At 54.5% G+C, this 20661-nt stretch carries 14 protein-coding genes, 4 tRNA genes and 2 rRNA genes (1 of these 20 cut by a window edge); all 20 read right to left on the reverse strand.

The window, feature by feature from the left end; genetic code table 11:
* Positions 1-20: 20 nt before the first annotated feature.
* Positions 21-2126, reverse strand: a complete 2106-nt coding sequence (gene fusA, locus BLT55_RS18085; RefSeq protein ID WP_007253312.1) for an elongation factor G — start codon at positions 2124-2126, stop codon at positions 21-23.
* A 30-nt stretch (positions 2127-2156) separates the two neighbouring features.
* Positions 2157-2627, reverse strand: coding sequence for a 30S ribosomal protein S7 (gene rpsG / locus BLT55_RS18090; RefSeq protein ID WP_002555493.1), 471 nt, complete (start codon positions 2625-2627; stop codon positions 2157-2159).
* Between the two features lie 122 nt (positions 2628-2749).
* Entirely contained in the window at positions 2750-3121 is a 372-nt protein-coding gene (gene rpsL, locus BLT55_RS18095; protein ID WP_002555494.1) for a 30S ribosomal protein S12, read from the reverse strand.
* 197 nt (positions 3122-3318) lie between these two features.
* Entirely contained in the window at positions 3319-7518 is a 4200-nt protein-coding gene (gene rpoC, locus BLT55_RS18100) for a DNA-directed RNA polymerase subunit beta' (RefSeq protein WP_054086296.1), read from the reverse strand.
* Positions 7519-7581: 63 nt separating this feature from the next.
* Complete coding sequence (gene rpoB / locus BLT55_RS18105) at positions 7582-11655, reverse strand: DNA-directed RNA polymerase subunit beta (protein ID WP_054999985.1); 4074 nt, start codon at positions 11653-11655, stop codon at positions 7582-7584.
* Positions 11656-11876: 221 nt separating this feature from the next.
* Positions 11877-12242, reverse strand: coding sequence for a 50S ribosomal protein L7/L12 (gene rplL / locus BLT55_RS18110; protein WP_002555497.1), 366 nt, complete (start codon positions 12240-12242; stop codon positions 11877-11879).
* A gap of 79 nt (positions 12243-12321) precedes the next feature.
* The gene (rplJ, locus tag BLT55_RS18115; RefSeq protein WP_054999984.1) at positions 12322-12822 is read right to left on the reverse strand and encodes a 50S ribosomal protein L10; all 501 of its coding nucleotides are present in this window, start codon (positions 12820-12822) and stop codon (positions 12322-12324) included.
* A gap of 193 nt (positions 12823-13015) precedes the next feature.
* Positions 13016-13711 (reverse strand): 50S ribosomal protein L1, encoded by a 696-nt coding sequence (rplA, locus tag BLT55_RS18120; RefSeq protein WP_007253317.1) that lies wholly within the window; start codon positions 13709-13711, stop codon positions 13016-13018.
* Positions 13711-14142 carry a 50S ribosomal protein L11 gene (gene rplK / locus BLT55_RS18125; protein ID WP_002555500.1) on the reverse strand — a complete coding sequence of 144 codons (432 nt, stop codon included), beginning with the start codon at positions 14140-14142 and terminating at the stop codon, positions 13711-13713. Before rplK ends, rplA begins: the two co-directional genes overlap by 1 nt.
* Positions 14143-14260: 118 nt before the next feature.
* The gene (nusG, locus tag BLT55_RS18130) at positions 14261-14794 is read right to left on the reverse strand and encodes a transcription termination/antitermination protein NusG (protein WP_003186097.1); all 534 of its coding nucleotides are present in this window, start codon (positions 14792-14794) and stop codon (positions 14261-14263) included.
* A gap of 9 nt (positions 14795-14803) precedes the next feature.
* Positions 14804-15172, reverse strand: coding sequence for a preprotein translocase subunit SecE (secE, locus tag BLT55_RS18135; RefSeq protein ID WP_005887064.1), 369 nt, complete (start codon positions 15170-15172; stop codon positions 14804-14806).
* Between the two features lie 46 nt (positions 15173-15218).
* Positions 15219-15294, reverse strand: a tRNA-Trp gene (locus tag BLT55_RS18140).
* 167 nt (positions 15295-15461) lie between these two features.
* A tRNA-Thr gene (locus BLT55_RS18145) sits at positions 15462-15537 on the reverse strand.
* 26 nt (positions 15538-15563) lie between these two features.
* A tRNA-Gly gene (locus BLT55_RS18150) sits at positions 15564-15637 on the reverse strand.
* A gap of 24 nt (positions 15638-15661) precedes the next feature.
* Positions 15662-15746 (reverse strand) — tRNA-Tyr (locus BLT55_RS18155).
* A gap of 142 nt (positions 15747-15888) precedes the next feature.
* The gene (locus BLT55_RS18160; RefSeq protein ID WP_054999983.1) at positions 15889-16317 is read right to left on the reverse strand and encodes a hypothetical protein; all 429 of its coding nucleotides are present in this window, start codon (positions 16315-16317) and stop codon (positions 15889-15891) included.
* Between the two features lie 7 nt (positions 16318-16324).
* Entirely contained in the window at positions 16325-17074 is a 750-nt protein-coding gene (locus BLT55_RS18165; protein WP_054999982.1) for a pantothenate kinase, read from the reverse strand.
* Positions 17064-18023 (reverse strand): bifunctional biotin--[acetyl-CoA-carboxylase] ligase/biotin operon repressor BirA, encoded by a 960-nt coding sequence (gene birA, locus BLT55_RS18170; protein WP_054999981.1) that lies wholly within the window; start codon positions 18021-18023, stop codon positions 17064-17066. Before birA ends, BLT55_RS18165 begins: the two co-directional genes overlap by 11 nt.
* A gap of 133 nt (positions 18024-18156) precedes the next feature.
* Positions 18157-18272 (reverse strand): 5S ribosomal RNA (gene rrf, locus BLT55_RS18175).
* Positions 18273-18434: 162 nt separating this feature from the next.
* Positions 18435-20661: ribosomal RNA gene (locus tag BLT55_RS18180) — 23S ribosomal RNA — on the reverse strand (it continues 666 nt past the right edge of the window).

The raw sequence follows: 20661 nt of genomic DNA on the forward strand, positions 1-20661 counted from the left end.
CCTAGCCTAAAGGCGCTGAATCAGCCTTGTTTTTTGGTTACAGTTTCGACGATGTGCGACGGCGCTGTATTGTATTTTTTGAATTCCATAGAGTAGCTTGCGCGACCCTGAGACATGGAGCGGACATCGGTCGCATAACCGAACATCTCACCCAACGGAACCTCGGCACGAATCACTTTGCCGGAAACCGTATCTTCCATACCCAGAATCATGCCGCGACGACGGTTAAGGTCGCCCATCACGTCACCCATATAGTCTTCAGGCGTAACAACCTCTACCGCCATGATCGGCTCAAGCAACTCACCACCGCCCTTCTGGGCCAGTTGCTTGGTCGCCATGGAAGCAGCCACCTTAAACGCCATCTCGTTCGAGTCGACGTCATGGTAGGAACCATCAAACACGGTAGCCTTCAGGCCGATCAGCGGATAACCGGCAACAACGCCGTTCTTCATCTGCTCTTCGATGCCCTTCTGGATAGCCGGGATGTATTCCTTGGGAACAACACCACCCACCACTTCGTTTACGAATTGCAGACCTTCCTGACCTTCGTCAGCAGGTGCAAAACGGATCCAGCAATGACCAAACTGGCCACGACCGCCGGATTGACGAACGAACTTGCCTTCGATTTCACAGTTCTTCGTGATGCGCTCACGATAGGAAACCTGAGGCTTGCCGATGTTGGCTTCGACGTTGAACTCACGGCGCATCCGGTCAACCAGGATGTCCAGGTGGAGCTCGCCCATGCCAGAGATGATCGTTTGACCAGTCTCTTCATCAGTCTTGACGCGGAAAGACGGGTCTTCCTGAGCGAGCTTGCCCAGTGCGATACCCATTTTTTCCTGGTCATCCTTGGTTTTAGGCTCAACGGCAACCGAAATAACCGGCTCCGGGAAGTCCATACGAACCAGGATGATTGGCTTGTCAGCGTTGCACAAGGTTTCACCAGTGGTGACGTCCTTCATGCCGATCAGGGCCGCGATGTCACCAGCGCGTACTTCCTTGATCTCTTCGCGAGCGTTTGCGTGCATCTGAACCATACGACCCACGCGCTCTTTCTTACCCTTGACCGAGTTGATCACGCCGTCGCCGGATGCCAACACGCCCGAGTAAACGCGGACGAAAGTCAAGGTACCCACGAATGGGTCGGTAGCGATCTTGAACGCCAGAGCCGAGAACGGCTCGTTGTCGTCTGCATGACGCTCCATCAGCACTTCTTCGTTATCAGGATCGGAACCCTTGATAGCTGGAATGTCGATTGGAGCCGGCAGGTAGTCGATCACGGCGTCGAGAACCAGGGGAACGCCCTTGTTCTTGAAGGAAGAACCGCAAACAGCAAGAACGATCTCACCAGCGATAGTACGCTGACGCAGAGCAGCCTTGATTTCCTCGTTGGTGAGTTCTTCACCTTCAAGGTATTTGTTCATCAGCTCTTCGTTGGCTTCAGCCGCAGCCTCAACCATGTTGCTGCGCCACTCGTTAGCCAGCTCCTGCAGTTCAGCAGGAATAGGCTCGCGACGTGGAACCATGCCTTTGTCAGCATCGCTCCAGTAAACAGCTTCCATGGACATCAGGTCGATTTGACCCTGGAAGTTGTCTTCAGCACCAATAGCCAGCTGGATCGGCACCGGAGTGTGACCCAGACGCTGCTTGATCTGAGCGATTACGCGCAGAAAGTTGGCGCCGGCACGGTCCATCTTGTTCACGTAAACGATACGCGGAACACCGTACTTGTTGGCTTGACGCCATACGGTTTCGGACTGAGGCTCTACGCCGGAAGTACCACAAAACACAACGACCGCGCCGTCGAGCACACGCAGGGAACGCTCAACTTCAATGGTGAAGTCAACGTGACCCGGGGTGTCAATGACGTTGAAACGGTATTGGTCTTTGTGTTGCTTCTCGGAACCCTGCCAAAAGGCAGTAATAGCAGCAGAAGTAATGGTAATACCACGCTCCTGCTCCTGAACCATCCAGTCCGTGGTCGCGGCGCCATCATGCACCTCGCCCATTTTGTGGCTTTTGCCGGTGTAAAAAAGGACGCGCTCGGTGGTGGTGGTTTTACCAGCATCCACGTGAGCGACGATACCAATGTTACGGTAGCGGCCAATCGGAGTAGTACGAGCCATAAAGCCCTCGCAAAATTAGTGACGCTGAAATTAGAAGCGGTAGTGCGAGAACGCTTTGTTGGCCTCAGCCATACGGTGCACGTCTTCACGCTTCTTGACTGCAGCACCTTTACCTTCAGCAGCGTCCAGCAGTTCGCCAGCCAAACGCAGAGCCATGGACTTCTCACCGCGCTTGCGCGCGAAGTCTACCAGCCAACGCATTGCCAGAGCATTACGACGGGACGGACGAACTTCGACAGGAACCTGGTAAGTAGCACCGCCTACACGGCGCGACTTTACTTCGACCAGCGGAGCGATGGCGTCGAGAGCTTTCTCGAAGATTTCCAGGGGATCGCTGTTCTTACGTTCTTTAACCTTTTCCAGCGCGCCATAAACAATACGTTCGGCAACGGCTTTCTTGCCGCTCTCCATCACGTGGTTCATGAACTTGGCCAGAATCTGGCTGCCGTATTTTGGATCGTCAAGCACTTCGCGCTTGGCTGCTACGCGTCTTCTTGGCATGGATAAGCCCTCAAACGGTCTTCAGGTTAGCTCGGGACCACCATCCCGCTAAGGATGCGCCCGACCTTACTCTTATCGACTCAGAAAAATAGAAATCTGCAATTTCAAACAGAAGCCAAAGACTACTTAGGCTTCTTGGTACCGTATTTCGAGCGACCCTGGTTACGGCCTTTAACGCCGGAAGTATCCAGAGAACCACGAACGGTGTGATAACGAACACCTGGCAAGTCTTTTACACGACCGCCACGGATCAGTACCACGCTGTGCTCTTGCAGGTTGTGACCTTCACCACCGATGTACGAGGAAACCTCGAAACCGTTGGTCAGGCGCACACGGCAGACTTTACGCAATGCCGAGTTAGGTTTTTTCGGCGTGGTGGTATACACACGAGTGCACACACCACGACGTTGCGGGCAATTCTGCAGCGCAGGCACGTCGGATTTCTCGACGATACGCTTACGCGGCTGACGTACCAGCTGGTTGATAGTTGCCATCTACTAGCTCCACTGTTGTCTTGCGACGCTATTGTCTTACAAGAAAAGCAAATGACAGGGCATAGGCCCCGCCAAATTTAGGGGTACAAGAGTCTAAAGAGGATCCCGCCCCCAGTCAAGACAAAGCCCCGGCCGCTTCGTCTGGCAAACAGCACAAAATGTGCCGCCTGCCGAATGAAAATGCCGAGGCTTTGGTCTTAGTTACCGCTGGAGTTCAACGCTTCCGTCAGAGCCGCTTCTACTTCGCTGGCGCTGACACGGGTTGGTTTGTCCATTTCACGGCGACGCTTACGCTCGCTGTGATAAGCCAGACCAGTACCGGCCGGGATCAAACGACCCACGACCACGTTTTCCTTCAGGCCGCGCAGGTAATCGCGCTTGCCTGTCACAGCAGCTTCGGTCAGTACGCGGGTTGTCTCCTGGAAGGAGGCCGCGGAGATGAACGACTCGGTGGACAGCGATGCCTTGGTGATACCCAGCAACACACGAGTGAACTTGGAAACAAACTTGTCTTCCGTGCTCAGACGCTCGTTTTCTACCAGTACGTGAGTCAGTTCCATCTGGTCGCCCTTGATGAAACTGGAATCGCCAGACTCGGCAATCTCAACTTTACGCAGCATCTGACGCAAGATGGTCTCGATGTGCTTGTCGTTGATCTTCACGCCTTGCAGACGGTATACGTCCTGAATCTCGTTGACGATGTACTTGGCAAGCGCACTCACACCCAGCAAACGCAGGATGTCGTGTGGATCGCTCGGGCCGTCGGAGATAACTTCGCCGCGGTTCACTTGCTCGCCTTCGAAGACGTTCAGGTGACGCCACTTCGGAATCAGCTCCTCGTACGGATCGCTACCGTCGTTCGGGGTAATGACCAGACGGCGCTTGCCTTTGGTCTCTTTACCGAATGCGATGGTACCGCTGACTTCTGCAAGGATCGACGCCTCTTTCGGACGACGCGCTTCGAACAGGTCGGCAACACGCGGCAGACCACCGGTGATGTCACGGGTCTTCGAAGTTTCCTGCGGAATACGAGCGATAACATCACCGATCGCGATCTGCGCACCGTCAGCTACACCAACCAGGGCGTTAGCCGGCAGGAAGTACTGGGCCGGTACATCGGTACCTGGCAGCAGCAGATCCTTGCCATCCAGACCGACCATCTTCACGGCAGGACGGATGTCCTTGCCAGCAGCCGGGCGGTCTTTGGCATCAAGCACTTCAATGTTGGTCATACCGGTCAGTTCGTCTGTCTGACGCTTGATCGTGATGCCTTCTTCCATGCCGACGTAGGTAACAGTACCTTTCATCTCGGTGACGATTGGGTGAGTGTGCGGATCCCACTTGGCCACGATCGAACCAGCGTCGACCTTATCGCCTTCCTTCACCGAAATCACTGCACCATATGGCAGTTTGTAACGCTCACGCTCACGACCGAAGTCATCAGCGATTGCCAGCTCACCGGAGCGGGATACCGCAACCAGGTGACCATCGACACGCTCTACGTGCTTCAGGTTGTGAAGACGGACAGTACCGCCGTTCTTCACCTGAACGCTGTCGGCTGCCGAAGTCCGGCTTGCCGCACCACCAATGTGGAACGTACGCATTGTCAGCTGGGTACCTGGCTCACCGATCGACTGTGCAGCGATAACGCCTACAGCTTCACCGATGTTGACCTGGTGACCACGAGCCAGGTCGCGACCGTAGCACTTGGCGCAAATACCGTAGCGGGTTTCACAGCTGATTGGCGAGCGAACGATGACTTCGTCGATGCTGTTCAGCTCGATGAACTCAACCCATTTCTCGTCAACCAGAGTGCCTGCAGGCACGATGATTTCTTCTGTACCCGGCTTGAATACGTCACGGGCGATGACTCGACCCAGCACACGCTCACCGAGCGGCTCTACAACGTCACCGCCTTCAATGTGCGGTGTCATCAACAGACCATGCTCGGTACCGCAGTCTACTTCGGTAACGACCAGATCCTGAGCCACGTCTACCAGACGACGAGTCAGATAACCGGAGTTAGCGGTTTTCAACGCGGTATCCGCAAGACCCTTACGAGCACCGTGAGTAGAGATGAAGTACTGAAGTACGCTCAAACCTTCACGGAAGTTCGCAGTGATCGGCGTTTCGATGATGGAGCCGTCAGGCTTGGCCATCAGACCACGCATACCGGCCAGCTGACGAATCTGGGCAGCAGAACCACGCGCCCCGGAGTCAGCCATCATATACATCGAGTTGAAGGATTCCTGATCAACTTCGACGCCGTGACGGTCGATAACGCGCTCTTTAGACAGGTTCGACATCATCGCTTTCGAGACTTCGTCGTTCGCCTTGGACCAAAGGTCGATCACCTTGTTGTACTTCTCGCCCTGGGTTACCAGGCCGGAAGCGTACTGGCTTTCGATCTCTTTAACTTCTTCGGTGGCCGCGTCGATGATGCGAGCTTTCTCATCCGGGATAACGAAGTCGTTAACGCCGATGGAAACACCCGAAATGGTCGAGTAGGCAAAACCGGTGTACATCAACTGGTCAGCGAAGATAACGGTCTCTTTCAAACCAACCACGCGGTAGCACTGGTTGATCAGTTTGGAGATCGCTTTTTTCTTCATCGGCTGGTTGACGACGTCGTAGGACAGGCCGGCCGGAACCACCTGGAACAGCAACGCACGGCCGACAGTGGTGTCGACGATACGAGTGTTCTTGACGCTGCCACCATCACGATCATTGACCGTTTCGTGGATACGAACCTTGACCTTGGCGTGCAGAGCCGCTTCGCCGGCGCGGAATACGCGGTCGACTTCCTGCAGATCCGCAAACACACGACCTTCGCCTTTGGCGTTGATCGCTTCACGAGTCATGTAGTACAGACCCAATACAACGTCCTGCGAAGGAACGATGATTGGCTCACCGTTGGCTGGCGACAGGATGTTGTTGGTCGACATCATCAGTGCGCGCGCTTCGAGCTGGGCTTCCAGCGTCAAAGGCACGTGAACGGCCATCTGGTCACCGTCGAAGTCGGCGTTATACGCAGCGCAGACCAGCGGGTGCAGCTGAATAGCCTTACCTTCAATCAGAACCGGCTCAAAGGCCTGGATACCCAGACGGTGAAGCGTTGGGGCACGGTTCAGGAGCACTGGGTGTTCGCGAATCACTTCAGCAAGAACGTCCCAGACTTCTGGCAGCTCGCGCTCGACCATTTTCTTGGCAGCTTTGATGGTCGTGGCCAGGCCACGCATTTCCAGCTTGCCGAAAATGAACGGCTTGAACAGCTCGAGGGCCATTTTTTTCGGCAGACCGCACTGGTGCAGACGCAGGGTCGGACCTACGGTAATTACCGAACGACCCGAGTAGTCAACACGCTTACCGAGCAAGTTCTGACGGAAACGACCCTGCTTACCCTTGATCATGTCAGCCAGGGATTTCAGAGGACGCTTGTTCGAACCAGTGATGGCGCGACCGCGACGACCGTTGTCGAGCAGTGCATCAACCGCTTCCTGCAGCATGCGCTTTTCGTTGCGCACGATGATATCGGGAGCAGACAGATCCAGCAGACGCTTCAAACGGTTGTTACGGTTGATCACTCGACGATACAGATCGTTGAGGTCGGACGTCGCGAAACGGCCACCGTCAAGCGGAACCAGAGGACGCAGATCTGGCGGCAGAACCGGCAGAACGGTCAGCACCATCCACTCAGGGAGGTTGCCGGAACCCTGGAAGGCTTCCATCAGCTTCAGACGCTTGGACAGCTTCTTGATCTTGGTTTCGGAATTGGTTTGCGGAATCTCTTCACGCAGACGGCCGATTTCGTGTTCCAGATCGATAGCGTGCAGCAATTCGCGAACAGCTTCAGCACCCATACGGGCGTCAAAGTCATCACCGAACTCTTCGAGCGCTTCGAAGTACTGCTCGTCGTTCAGCAGCTGGCCTTTTTCAAGGGTGGTCATACCTGGATCGATAACGACATAGCTCTCGAAGTAGAGAACGCGTTCGATATCACGCAGGGTCATGTCCATCAGCAAGCCGATACGGGACGGCAGCGATTTCAGGAACCAGATGTGAGCAACCGGCGAAGCCAGTTCGATGTGAGCCATACGCTCGCGACGAACCTTGGCCAAAGCCACTTCAACACCGCATTTTTCGCAGATGACGCCGCGATGCTTCAGGCGCTTGTACTTACCGCACAGGCACTCGTAATCTTTTACCGGGCCAAAAATCTTGGCGCAGAACAGACCGTCACGCTCAGGCTTGAACGTACGGTAGTTAATGGTTTCCGGCTTTTTAACTTCACCGAACGACCAGGAACGGATCATCTCAGGCGATGCAAGTCCGATACGGATTGCGTCGAACTCTTCGACCTGACCCTGGTTTTTCAGCAAATTCAGTAAGTCTTTCAAGGCTTTCCTCCTGGCGGAGCAGGGAGCAGGCATGACCGCCCTGCCCCCGATTCACGTCACGTGTTATTCGGTTTCCAGATCGATATCGATACCGAGCGAACGGATTTCTTTGATCAACACGTTGAAAGACTCGGGCATGCCCGGCTCCATACGGTGATCGCCGTCCACGATGTTTTTGTACATCTTGGTACGACCGTTCACATCGTCCGACTTCACTGTGAGCATTTCTTGCAGAGTGTACGCCGCGCCGTATGCTTCCAGCGCCCACACTTCCATCTCCCCGAAACGCTGACCACCGAACTGGGCCTTACCACCCAGCGGCTGCTGGGTAACCAGGCTGTACGAACCAGTGGAACGCGCGTGCATCTTGTCGTCCACCAAGTGGTTCAGCTTCAGCATGTACATGTAGCCGACCGTTACCGGGCGCTCAAACTTGTTGCCAGTACGACCGTCAAACAGCTGCATCTGGCCGCTTTCCGGCATATCTGCAAGCTTGAGCATTGCCTTGATTTCGCTTTCTTTAGCACCGTCGAACACCGGTGTAGCCATTGGCACACCGTTGCGAAGGTTCTTCGCAAGATCGAGGATCTCCTTGTCGGAGAGGTCTTCCAGACTTTCCTGGCGACCACCGATCTCGTTGTAGATCTCGTTCAGGAACTTGCGCAGCTCAACCACTTTACGCTGCTCTTCGAGCATGCGGTTGATCTTCTCGCCCAGACCTTTGGCGGCGAGGCCAAGGTGAGTTTCGAGAATCTGACCCACGTTCATACGCGAAGGTACGCCCAACGGGTTGAGGACGATATCTACCGGTGTGCCATTGGCATCGTGCGGCATGTCTTCAACCGGCATGATCACGGAGACCACACCCTTGTTACCGTGACGACCGGCCATCTTGTCGCCCGGCTGAATGCGACGACGGATTGCCAGGTAAACCTTGACGATTTTCAGCACGCCTGGAGCCAGGTCATCGCCCTGCTGCAGCTTGCGCTTTTTGTCTTCGAACTTGTCATCCAGAAGACGACGACGATCAACGATGTAAGCCTGCGCTTTCTCAAGCTGCTCGTTCAGAGCATCTTCAGCCATACGCAGCTTGAACCACTGACCATGCTCAAGACCGTCGAGCACTTCATTGGTGATTTCCTGGCCTTTCTTCAGACCGGCACCGCCTTCTGCTACACGACCCACCAGCGCAGAACGCAGACGTTCAAAGGTAGCGCCTTCGACAATACGGAACTCTTCGTTCAGGTCCTTGCGGATCTCGTCGAGTTGCGACTTCTCGATGGACAGGGCACGTGCGTCACGCTCCACGCCATCACGGGTGAAGACCTGAACGTCAATGACAGTGCCTTTGGTGCCGGTTGGCACGCGCAGGGAGGTATCTTTAACGTCGCTGGCCTTCTCACCGAAGATCGCGCGCAACAGTTTTTCTTCCGGCGTCAGCTGGGTCTCGCCTTTCGGAGTGACCTTGCCCACCAGGATGTCGCCAGCACCAACTTCAGCACCTACATAAACGATACCGGCTTCGTCCAGCTTGTTCAGAGCAGCTTCACCCACGTTCGGGATGTCAGCTGTGATTTCCTCAGGCCCAAGCTTGGTGTCACGCGCCACACAGGTCAGTTCCTGAATGTGGATTGTGGTGAAGCGATCTTCCTGAACCACGCGCTCGGAAAGACAGATGGAGTCTTCGAAGTTGAAACCGTTCCAGGCCATGAACGCGATGCGCATATTCTGACCCAGTGCCAGCTCACCCATATCGGTGGACGGGCCGTCGGCCATGATGTCGCTGCGCTGAACACGATCACCCTTGCTGACCAGCGGACGCTGGTTGATGCAGGTGTTCTGGTTCGAACGGGTGTATTTGGTCAGGTTGTAGATGTCTACACCCGCCTCACCTGTTTCAACTTCGTCATCGGCGACGCGAACAACGATACGGCTGGCATCAACCGAATCGATCACGCCACCACGACGGGCCACGACGCAAACGCCGGAGTCGCGGGCAACGTTGCGCTCCATGCCGGTACCCACGAGCGGCTTGTCGGCACGCAAGGTTGGTACAGCCTGACGCTGCATGTTCGAACCCATCAACGCACGGTTGGCGTCATCGTGCTCGAGGAACGGGATCAACGAAGCCGCTACCGAGACAACCTGCTTGGGCGAAACGTCCATCAGGGTGACGTCGGCTGGCGCCTTGACGGTGAATTCGTTCAAGTGACGCACAGCAACCAGCTCGTCGATCAGCTCTTGCTTGTCGTTCATTGCAGCCGAAGCTTGGGCAATGACGTGGTCAGCTTCTTCGATCGCCGAAAGGAACACGATTTCGTCGGTGACCAGACCTTCCTTCACCACACGGTACGGGCTCTCGAGGAAACCGTACTGGTTGGTGCGGGCATAGGCCGCCAGGGAGTTGATCAGACCGATGTTCGGGCCTTCCGGCGTTTCGATCGGGCACACACGACCATAGTGAGTCGGGTGAACGTCTCGAACTTCAAAGCCGGCACGCTCACGAGTCAGACCGCCAGGGCCGAGTGCAGAAACACGACGCTTGTGGGTAATCTCGGAAAGCGGGTTGTTCTGGTCCATGAACTGGGAAAGCTGGCTGGAACCGAAGAACTCTTTGACCGCTGCCGCAACAGGCTTGGCATTGATCAGGTCCTGAGGCATCAGGCCTTCGCTTTCCGCCATGGACAGACGTTCTTTGACAGCACGCTCGACGCGGACCAGACCTACACGGAACTGGTTCTCGGCCATCTCGCCTACGCAGCGAACGCGACGGTTACCGAGGTGGTCGATGTCATCGACGATGCCTTTGCCGTTACGGATATCAACGAGGGTCTTGAGAACCGCGACGATATCTTCCTTGCACAACACGCCCGAACCTTCGATTTCGGTACGACCGATACGACGGTTGAACTTCATCCGGCCTACAGCAGACAGGTCATAGCGCTCTGGGCTGAAGAACAGGTTGTTGAACAGGGTTTCAGCAGCATCCTTGGTCGGTGGCTCGCCAGGACGCATCATGCGATAGATCTCGACCAGCGCTTCCAGTTGGTTGCTGGTGGAGTCGATCTTCAACGTATCGGAAACGAACGGGCCGCAATCGATGTCGTTGGTGTACAGCGTTTCGATGCGAACAACCTGAGCCTTGGCGATCTTGCCGAGGATTTCAGTGTTCAACTCGGTGTTGCACTCGGCAATGATCTCGCCGGTTGCCGGATGCACGATGACCTTGGCAGTCGTACGGCCCAGGACGTAGTCCAGAGGTACTTCCAGCTCTTTGATCCCGGCCTTTTCCAGCTGGTTGATGTGACGGGCAGTGATACGGCGACCTTGCTCGACAATGACCTTGCCCTTGTCGTCCAGGATGTCCAGAACGGCAATTTCACCACGCAGGCGCTGAGGCACCAGTTCCAGGCTCAGGTTTTCGCCGCGCACATGGAAGACGTTGGTGGTGTAGAAAGCATCGAGCACTTGCTCGGTGGTGTAACCCAGCGCGCGCAGAAGTACAGACGCAGGCAGCTTGCGACGACGGTCGATACGGACGAATACGCAGTCTTTCGGATCGAACTCGAAGTCCAGCCACGAACCGCGGTAAGGAATGATACGAGCGGAGTAAAGCAGCTTACCGGAGCTGTGCGTCTTGCCACGGTCGTGGTCGAAGAATACGCCTGGCGAACGGTGCAGCTGAGACACGATAACGCGCTCGGTGCCATTGATTACAAAGGTACCGTTTTCAGTCATCAGGGGGATTTCACCCATGTAGACTTCTTGCTCTTTGATGTCCTTGATCGCTTTGTTCGACGATTCTTTGTCGAAAATGATCAGACGGACCTTGACCCGCAGAGGTACTGCGTAAGTCACACCGCGCAGCACGCATTCCTTGACATCAAATGCCGGTTCGCCCAAGCGATAACCTACATACTCCAGCGCAGCATTGCCGGAGTAGCTGATGATCGGGAAAACGGATTTGAAGGCTGCATGCAGACCGACGTCGCGGAACTGATCTTTGGTCGCTCCCGCCTGCAGGAATTCGCGAAACGAATCCAGCTGAATTGCCAAGAGATACGGCACATCCATTACGTCCGGCAACTTGCTAAAGTCCTTGCGGATACGTTTTTTCTCAGTATATGAGTAAGCCATCAGCGTTCCCCAGCTTGGTCACCTGCTTGTTTGGCTCCCTCCCGACGGAAGCAGCCAGAAAATCTTGCAAACCCCGTGGTTTGCGCCACCGCCATCGGTGGATACCGCACGCTACAAACGTCGACAGCGCCAATCGTCTATAACGGAAAAAGGCCGGTGGCAAAAGCCACCAGCCATCAGCCTTTCGCTAAACGCGTGGGCTGGACACTCAAAATCGATGCTTATTTCAGCTCGACTTTGGCGCCTGCTTCTTCCAGAGTAGCTTTGGCTTTGTCAGCTGCGTCTTTGGCAACAGCTTCCAGAACCATGGCTGGAGCGCCGTCAACGACTGCCTTGGCTTCTTTCAGGCCCAGACCGGTCAGTTCACGTACAGCCTTGATCACGTTAACTTTCTTCTCGCCAGCTTCCAGCAGCATGACGTTGAATTCAGTTTGTTCTTCAACAACAGCTGCAGCAACAGCTGGGCCGGCGGAGCCAGCAGCAGCAGTAACGCCGAACTTCTCTTCGAAAGCCTTGATCAGCTCTACAACCTGCAGAACGGACATTTCAGCTACGGCGTTAAGGATATCGTCTTGAGAGATGGACATGACTCAATTTCCTGAATTGGGGGACGGCCTACGCGACCATCAAAATAAACAAAAATACGCGAAAAGATCTGACTCAGCCTTAGGCTGCAGCTGCTTCTTTTTGGTCGCGAACAGCCGCCAGAGTACGAGCCAACTTGCTGGTAGCGCCTTGAATCACGCTCATCAGCTGAGAAATTGCTTCGTTACGGGTCGGCAGGCTTGCCAGTACATCGATCTGATTAGCTGCGAGGAACTTGCCCTCGAACGCAGCTGCCTTTATCTCGAACTTGTCCTGACCTTTCATGAATTCCTTGAACAAACGGGCAGCAGCGCCAGGATGTTCGTTGGAGAACGCGATCAAGGTCGGGCCGGTGAACACGTCGTTGAGAACACTGAATTCAGTGTCAGCAACAGCGCGCTTGAGCAGGGTGTTACGTACAACGCGTACGTAAACGCCAGCTTCACGAGCCTCTTTACGGAGTCCGGTCATAGCGCTAACCGTCACACCACGGGCATCAGCCACGACAGCGGACAGACCAGCTTTGGCAGCCTCGTTGACTTCAGCGACGATGGCCTTCTTGTCTTCGAGTTTAATTGCCACGGGTTTAACTCCTGCTTGTTACCGTTTCATCCGACCGAAGCCAGATGTCGTTTTGGTGTCTGATTCGGTAAGGAACCGGGAGCACCATCTGCGTAGGCTTGAGGTTTAAGACTTGCGTCGCCTACGGTCTTGGATAGCCCCCGCCAGGCAGGGACCCCAATCTTTCAAACGGCACAGACCATGCCGCTTTGTCTTACGCTTCCAGCGAACCCTGGTCGATGACCAGGCCCGGGCCCATGGTGGTGCTCAGGGTGATGCGCTTGACGTAAATACCTTTCGAGGAAGCCGGCTTGATACGCTTCAGATCAGCGATCAGGGCTTCAACGTTTTCCTTCAGTTTGACAGCGTCGAAACCGACCTTGCCGACGGAAGTGTGGATGATGCCGTTTTTGTCGGTGCGATAACGAACCTGACCAGCCTTGGCATTCTTGACAGCGTTAGCCACGTCAGGAGTAACAGTGCCGACTTTCGGGTTAGGCATCAGGCCGCGAGGACCGAGAATCTGACCCAATTGACCTACAACGCGCATCGCATCAGGAGAAGCGATAACGACGTCATAGTTCAGATCGCCAGCTTTCATTTCGGCAGCCAGATCGTCCATACCAACGCGATCAGCACCAGCAGCCAGAGCAGCTTCAGCAGCAGGACCCTGGGTGAAAACTGCAACGCGTACAGTTTTACCGGTGCCGTGCGGCAGTACGGTAGCGCTACGAACAACCTGGTCGGATTTACGAGGATCAACGCCCAGGTTGACAGCAACGTCTACAGACTCGCTGAACTTGACAGTCGACAGCTCAGCCAGCAGAGCAGCAGCGTCTACAAAGTTGTAAGACTTGCCAGCTTCGATTTTGCTGGCGATTGCCTTTTGACGCTTGGTCAGCTTAGCCATTACACACCCTCCACGTTAAGGCCCATGCTACGAGCGGAACCGGCGATGGTACGCACGGCCGCTTCCATGTCAGCTGCAGTCAGATCCGCATTTTTTGCTTTAGCGATATCTTCCAGCTGAGCACGAGTCACGGTGCCAACTTTAACGGTGTTCGGGCGAGCCGAGCCGCTGGTCAAGCCTGCAGCTTTCTTCAGCAGAACCGATGCAGGGGTACTTTTTGTTTCGAAAGTGAAGCTACGGTCGCTGTATACAGTGATGATCACTGGAGTCGGCAGACCTGGCTCAATACCCTGAGTACGGGCGTTGAACGCTTTGCAGAATTCCATGATATTCACACCGTGCTGACCCAGAGCAGGACCAACTGGCGGGCTAGGGTTAGCCTGAGCGGCTTTCACTTGCAGCTTGATGTATGCGGTTATCTTCTTGGCCATGAGGCACTCCAATTACGGGTTCAAGCGCCAATAAAGGCTCCCCGGTTACTTACGCGTATATCCCAGTGACGAAAAAACCCCACAGCCTTGGGCTGCGGGGTATGGGATTGCAGATCAGCTAGACCTTTTCGACCTGGCTGAACTCTAGCTCTACCGGAGTAGAACGTCCGAAAATGAGCACCGCCACCTGGATACGGCTCTTTTCGTAGTTAACTTCTTCAACCGTACCGTTAAAATCAGCGAACGGACCGTCAGTGACACGTACAACCTCACCCGGCTCGAACAGTGTTTTTGGCTTCGGCTTATCGCTACCGTCAGCAACACGGCGCAGAATCGCTTCTGCTTCCTTGTCAGTGATCGGTGCCGGCTTATCGGCAGTACCGCCAATGAAGCCCATGACACGCGGGGTATCCTTGACCAAGTGCCAAGTACCCTCATTCATGTCCATCTGAACAAGCACGTAACCCGGGAAGAACTTGCGTTCGCTTTTGCGTTTCTGGCCATTACGCATTTCAACCACTTCTTCAGTGGGAACCAGAATTTCGCCGAAGCCATCTTCCATGCCTGCCAGCTTCACACGCTCGACCAACGAGCGCATGACATGCTTCTCGTAACCCGAGTAAGCATGCACTACGTACCAACGCTTAGCCACGGGACACCCTTAGCCAACTATCAAAGAAACAAGCCAGCCGAGCAGGGAATCTAGCCCCCACAACAGCAACGCCATAACCAGCACAACAGCCACAACAATCAAAGTGGTTTGCGTGGTTTCCTGGCGAGTAGGCCATACGACTTTACGAATCTCAGCGCGAGCTTCTTTCGCCAAAACGAAGAAAGCTTTACCTTTACCCGTCTGCAGCGCTACAAAAGCAGCAGCAGCGGCAATCACAAGGAGAGCGAGAACACGGTACAGGATCGGCTCAGCAGAATAATACTGATTACCGACAACACCCACGACAACCAAAACGACTACCAGGAGCCATTTCAGCAAATCAAAGCGAGAGTCTGATGCTTCAGCCTTGGGATTCATCTACGGAGATCCTGTGAAAAGAAAGCCAGATTACATCTAGGAAATCTGGCAGGTCAGGAGGGAATCGAACCCCCAACCTACGGTTTTGGAGACCGTCGCTCTGCCAATTGAGCTACTGACCTAAAAGCGAAATCAGGCCGACCATTATGCGGACCTGACGAGAGTTTTTCAACACTTCATTCAGCGCGGCTCTGCCCCAAAAGCAGAAACCGAACAAAGCATCAGGCAGATCAAGCACAGCCGACCCACCTAAAACAAAGGCAGATATTTTCATATCTGCCTTTAGCAATGGAGCTCTTGAGCGGATTTGAACCGCTGACCTCACCCTTACCAAGGGTGTGCTCTACCAACTGAGCTACAAGAGCAAAACACAATGCATAAGCTGCAAGCTTGGAGCGGGTAGCGGGAATCGAACCCGCATCATCAGCTTGGAAGGCTGAGGTTCTACCACTAAACTATACCCGCGCAATTTGCAGCTTGCGCTAAATCTGGTGGAGGGGGAAGGATTCGAACCTTCGAAGTCGTAGACGTCAGATTTACAGTCTGATCCCTTTGGCCGCTCGGGAACCCCTCCTAAGCGAGGCAGCATTCTCAACTCATGCTACCCTTCTGTCAACCTTTTTCTCATTAAAAACCTGAGGTTACATGCGTTGACAACTTTTGCCTCGTTCGCAAGACTTTCAGCTCGCTGCGAAGCGGGCGCCATTCTATGTAAACTACTGCGTAGTTGCAATGCCCTCGCACGACATTATTTGATTTTTTAATTGCGGGAAATCCTTGCCCATCTGAGCGATCAGATCAGACTCCACCAGACGCCTGCTTTCCGGGGCAATTTTTATCCAGTAAACGGCAGAGCCGTTCACCTGCTGAACCTGAAATTTCGACTGAATATCCAGACTGTTCAGACGCTGCTCAACCATGCGTACATCTTCCTGCCGCGCGAGCCCACCCAGATACAGACAATTACTGTCGACATCGCGCGACGGGCGCCCCGCGTCGGACTCACTCAGCAGGCGGATATCCTGCTGTGGAGCCCGATTAAGCGATAAAGGCATGATCTGTTTGGCCTTGAGCGGCGCCTCCTGCTGGTGCCACATGTAGTAAAAGCCATTGAGCATCAACAGCAGAAGAAATAACCAACGCATAAAGACCTCAATGCAAAGGGCAAGCGAGAGCCAGGCCAACGAATATCAGATCGGGCACGACGCGAGCTCCTGGTACTACATCAGAAACCAGAGGAGCGTCTCCTCCGGTCACGAAGACAGTAAAGTCATCACCCCAATACCCGCGTGCTATTTCAATCTGGGTCAGAACAAAACCGCGCAGCATCAGCGAACATCCTCGCTCTACGGCTTCAGCCGTAGCTCGCCCCGGAACGAGCCGAACAAGCGCTTTTTCAGCCTCGGTGTCGTTGTACCTGATACGCCGGGGATGGGTTCGCAACTCACTGCGCATCAGCGGCATGCCAGGGCATATGAAGCCACCGAGGTGCTGCCCTTGAGAGTCGACGAAGTCCGATGTGACTGCAGTACCCAGATCAATCACCAGGCATGCATTTCGGACGACGGTGTATGCGCCCACGAAAGCAAGCCAGCGATCCAGCCCAAGACGCATGTAGTCATCATAGCCATTGGTCACGCCCGCAAGCTCGCGCGCAGGCAACGCACGCACGGGCGATATCGCTAGAGCAGCATTCAATGCAGACACCAGTTCGTCGGTCTCCTCAGAACTGCGAACACTGACGAGCCGACAGCCAGTCACTTCCACACTCGCCAAACTGCCCAGTTGCTCCAATAGCGCTTCGTCCGAGTCAACAACGCCACCGCTCACCAGTGATGCACCATTACTTTCCATGACGCGCCATTTGATGAAGCTGTTGCCACAATCGAGTTCAAGAATCATCGCGCAACCTCAGGCTGAGCTCACCACCACTAAAGCTCTTTTCCACACCGTTGACTTCCAGCCGTAGAGCGCCTAGCAAGTCGACCCCCAGCACCACACCTTCGACCGTCTGGACACCTGAGAGCAGCGTGACAGCAGCACCCTGCCAGAGATGGCCACGCTCCCAATCCTCTCGAAAGGCGGCAAAACCTTTGTCACGGTGCACATGAAGGAGAGCGTCTAGCCTGGCGCTTATACGGGCCGCCACCTGGTTGCGATCAGCGAGATTGCCTGTTTCGAGACGGATGGATGTCCATGACTGGTCCACTTCAGTGGAGGCCTGCATATTCACGTTCACACCTATACCGATGATCACATGGCAGACGTCAGCAGGATCGCCTATCAGCTCGAGAAGAATACCAGCAATTTTCTGCTTGCCGACCAGCACATCATTAGGCCATTTAAGGCCAGCTCCTGACACGCCGAGGTCGCGCAAGACATTCATGACTGCCAGCCCTACCAGCAAGCTGAGGCCTTCCAATTGGCGCATTCCGCCGTCAATGCGCAACACCACGCTGTAATACAGGTTTTCCGCAAAGGGGCTCACCCACTTTCGGCCACGCCTCCCCCGGCCTGAGGTCTGCCGTTCGGCGAGCACCAAAAGCGGCATGGAGATACCTTCAGCAATCAACCGCGCAGCCTCGGCGTTGGTTGAATCGATGGAATCATAAGTACGAACAGTCCAGCCTTCGGGAAGTCCGGATTGGGCAATGACAGAAGGACTCAAAAGAGAGATAGGCGTCGCCAGCCGGTAGCCGCGGCCACGCACTTTATGAAATTCAATTCCCAGCTCAGCTTCAAGCTGTTGAAGCTGCTTCCATACAGCACTACGACTCACGCCGAGCACTTCACCCAGAACCTGTCCGGAATGAAACGCACCATCGGCAAGAAGCTTTAACAAGGTCAGCATTTAGAATCGCCCGGCAATGAGGCACGCATCATAGCCATGCAGAAGCATGGTGCATAGAAACGAAAACAGGTTTTCTGCGGCCAGAAAAACAAAAACCCTCAACGCGTAAGCGATGAGGGTTTTTGGAATTTAATCTTGACGATGACCTACTCTCACATGGGGAAACCCCACACTACCATCGGCGATACATCGTTTCACTACTGAGTTCGGGATGGGATCAGGTGGTTCCAATGTTCTATGGTCGTCAAGAAATTCGGGTACCGAGTCGCGCCTTGCGGCGCGCTTCAGCAAATCGGGTATGTGATAGCAAGCATTGGTGTCGTTCGTGACGCAAACCTTCGGTTCGTGTCATCTCCACAGTCACCGCAATCTGATGCTCCTTAGGGGAGTCGCAAATTGCTTGGGTGTTATATGGTCAAGCCTCACGGGCAATTAGTATTGGTTAGCTCAACGCCTCACAGCGCTTACACACCCAACCTATCAACGTCGTAGTCTTCGACGGCCCTTCAGGGAACTCAAGGTTCCAGTGAGATCTCATCTTGAGGCAAGTTTCCCGCTTAGATGCTTTCAGCGGTTATCTTTTCCGAACATAGCTACCCGGCAATGCCACTGGCGTGACAACCGGAACACCAGAGGTTCGTCCACTCCGGTCCTCTCGTACTAGGAGCAGCCCCTCTCAAATCTCAAACGTCCACGGCAGATAGGGACCGAACTGTCTCACGACGTTCTAAACCCAGCTCGCGTACCACTTTAAATGGCGAACAGCCATACCCTTGGGACCGGCTTCAGCCCCAGGATGTGATGAGCCGACATCGAGGTGCCAAACACCGCCGTCGATATGAACTCTTGGGCGGTATCAGCCTGTTATCCCCGGAGTACCTTTTATCCGTTGAGCGATGGCCCTTCCATACAGAACCACCGGATCACTAAGACCTACTTTCGTACCTGCTCGACGTGTCTGTCTCGCAGTCAAGCGCGCTTTTGCCTTTATACTCTACGACCGATTTCCGACCGGTCTGAGCGCACCTTCGTACTCCTCCGTTACTCTTTAGGAGGAGACCGCCCCAGTCAAACTACCCACCATACACTGTCCTCGATCCGGATAACGGACCTGAGTTAGAACCTCAAAGTTGCCAGGGTGGTATTTCAAGGTTGGCTCCACGCAGACTGGCGTCCACGCTTCAAAGCCTCCCACCTATCCTACACAAGCAAATTCAAAGTCCAGTGCAAAGCTATAGTAAAGGTTCACGGGGTCTTTCCGTCTAGCCGCGGATACACTGCATCTTCACAGCGATTTCAATTTCACTGAGTCTCGGGTGGAGACAGCGCCGCCATCGTTACGCCATTCGTGCAGGTCGGAACTTACCCGACAAGGAATTTCGCTACCTTAGGACCGTTATAGTTACGGCCGCCGTTTACCGGGGCTTCGATCAAGAGCTTCGCTTGCGCTAACCCCATCAATTAACCTTCCGGCACCGGGCAGGCGTCACACCCTATACGTCCACTTTCGTGTTTGCAGAGTGCTGTGTTTTTAATAAACAGTCGCAGCGGCCTGGTATCTTCGACCGGCATGAGCTTACGCAGTAAATGCTTCACCCTCACCGGCGCACCTTCTCCCGAAGTTACGGTGCCATTTTGCCTAGTTCCTTCACCCGAGTTCTCTCAAGCGCCTTGGTATTCTCTACCCAACCACCTGTGTCGGTTTGGGGTACGGTTCCTGGTTACCTGAAGCTTAGAAGCTTTTCTTGGAAGCATGGCATCAACCACTTCGTGTTCTAAAAGAACACTCGTCATCAGCTCTCGGCCTTGAGATCCCGGATTTACCTAAGATCTCAGCCTACCACCTTAAACCTGGACTACCAACGCCAGGCTGGCCTAGCCTTCTCCGTCCCTCCATCGCAATAACCAGAAGTACAGGAATATTAACCTGTTTTCCATCGACTACGCTTTTCAGCCTCGCCTTAGGGACCGACTAACCCTGCGTCGATTAACGTTGCGCAGGAAACCTTGGTCTTTCGGCGTGGGTGTTTTTCACACCCATTGTCGTTACTCATGTCAGCATTCGCACTTCTGATACCTCCAGCAAGCTTCTCAACTCACCTTCACAGGCTTACAGAACGCTCCTCTACCGCATCACCAAAGGTGATACCCGTAGCTTCGGTGCATGGTTTGAGCCCCGTTACATCTTCCGCGCAGGCCGACTCGACTAGTGAGCTATTACGCTTTCTTTAAAGGGTGGCTGCTTCTAAGCCAACCTCCTAGCTGTCTAAGCCTTCCCACATCGTTTCCCACTTAACCATGACTTTGGGACCTTAGCTGACGGTCTGGGTTGTTTCCCTTTTCACGACGGACGTTAGCACCCGCCGTGTGTCTCCCATGCTCGGCACTTGTAGGTATTCGGAGTTTGCATCGGTTTGGTAAGTCGGGATGACCCCCTAGCCGAAACAGTGCTCTACCCCCTACAGTGATACATGAGGCGCTACCTAAATAGCTTTCGAGGAGAACCAGCTATCTCCGAGCTTGATTAGCCTTTCACTCCGATCCACAGGTCATCCGCTAACTTTTCAACGGTAGTCGGTTCGGTCCTCCAGTTAGTGTTACCCAACCTTCAACCTGCCCATGGATAGATCGCCCGGTT

The organism is Pseudomonas cannabina, assembly GCF_900100365.1.
GTDB lineage: Bacteria > Pseudomonadota > Gammaproteobacteria > Pseudomonadales > Pseudomonadaceae > Aquipseudomonas > Aquipseudomonas cannabina.

Bases quoted from the DNA above. Each gene is read 5' to 3' on its own strand.
- rpoB (WP_054999985.1), bottom strand. From the start codon at position 11,655: ATGGCTTACTCATATACTGAGAAAAAACGTATCCGCAAGGACTTTAGC.
- BLT55_RS18165 (WP_054999982.1), bottom strand. From the start codon at position 17,074: ATGATTCTTGAACTCGATTGTGGCAACAGCTTCATCAAATGGCGCGTC.
- rpsG (WP_002555493.1), bottom strand. From the start codon at position 2,627: ATGCCAAGAAGACGCGTAGCAGCCAAGCGCGAAGTGCTTGACGATCCA.
- BLT55_RS18160 (WP_054999983.1), bottom strand. From the start codon at position 16,317: ATGCGTTGGTTATTTCTTCTGCTGTTGATGCTCAATGGCTTTTACTAC.
- rplL (WP_002555497.1), bottom strand. From the start codon at position 12,242: ATGTCCATCTCTCAAGACGATATCCTTAACGCCGTAGCTGAAATGTCC.
- birA (WP_054999981.1), bottom strand. From the start codon at position 18,023: ATGCTGACCTTGTTAAAGCTTCTTGCCGATGGTGCGTTTCATTCCGGA.
- fusA (WP_007253312.1), bottom strand. From the start codon at position 2,126: ATGGCTCGTACTACTCCGATTGGCCGCTACCGTAACATTGGTATCGTC.
- rplA (WP_007253317.1), bottom strand. From the start codon at position 13,711: ATGGCTAAGCTGACCAAGCGTCAAAAGGCAATCGCCAGCAAAATCGAA.
- rpsL (WP_002555494.1), bottom strand. From the start codon at position 3,121: ATGGCAACTATCAACCAGCTGGTACGTCAGCCGCGTAAGCGTATCGTC.
- secE (WP_005887064.1), bottom strand. From the start codon at position 15,172: ATGAATCCCAAGGCTGAAGCATCAGACTCTCGCTTTGATTTGCTGAAA.
- rplK (WP_002555500.1), bottom strand. From the start codon at position 14,142: ATGGCCAAGAAGATAACCGCATACATCAAGCTGCAAGTGAAAGCCGCT.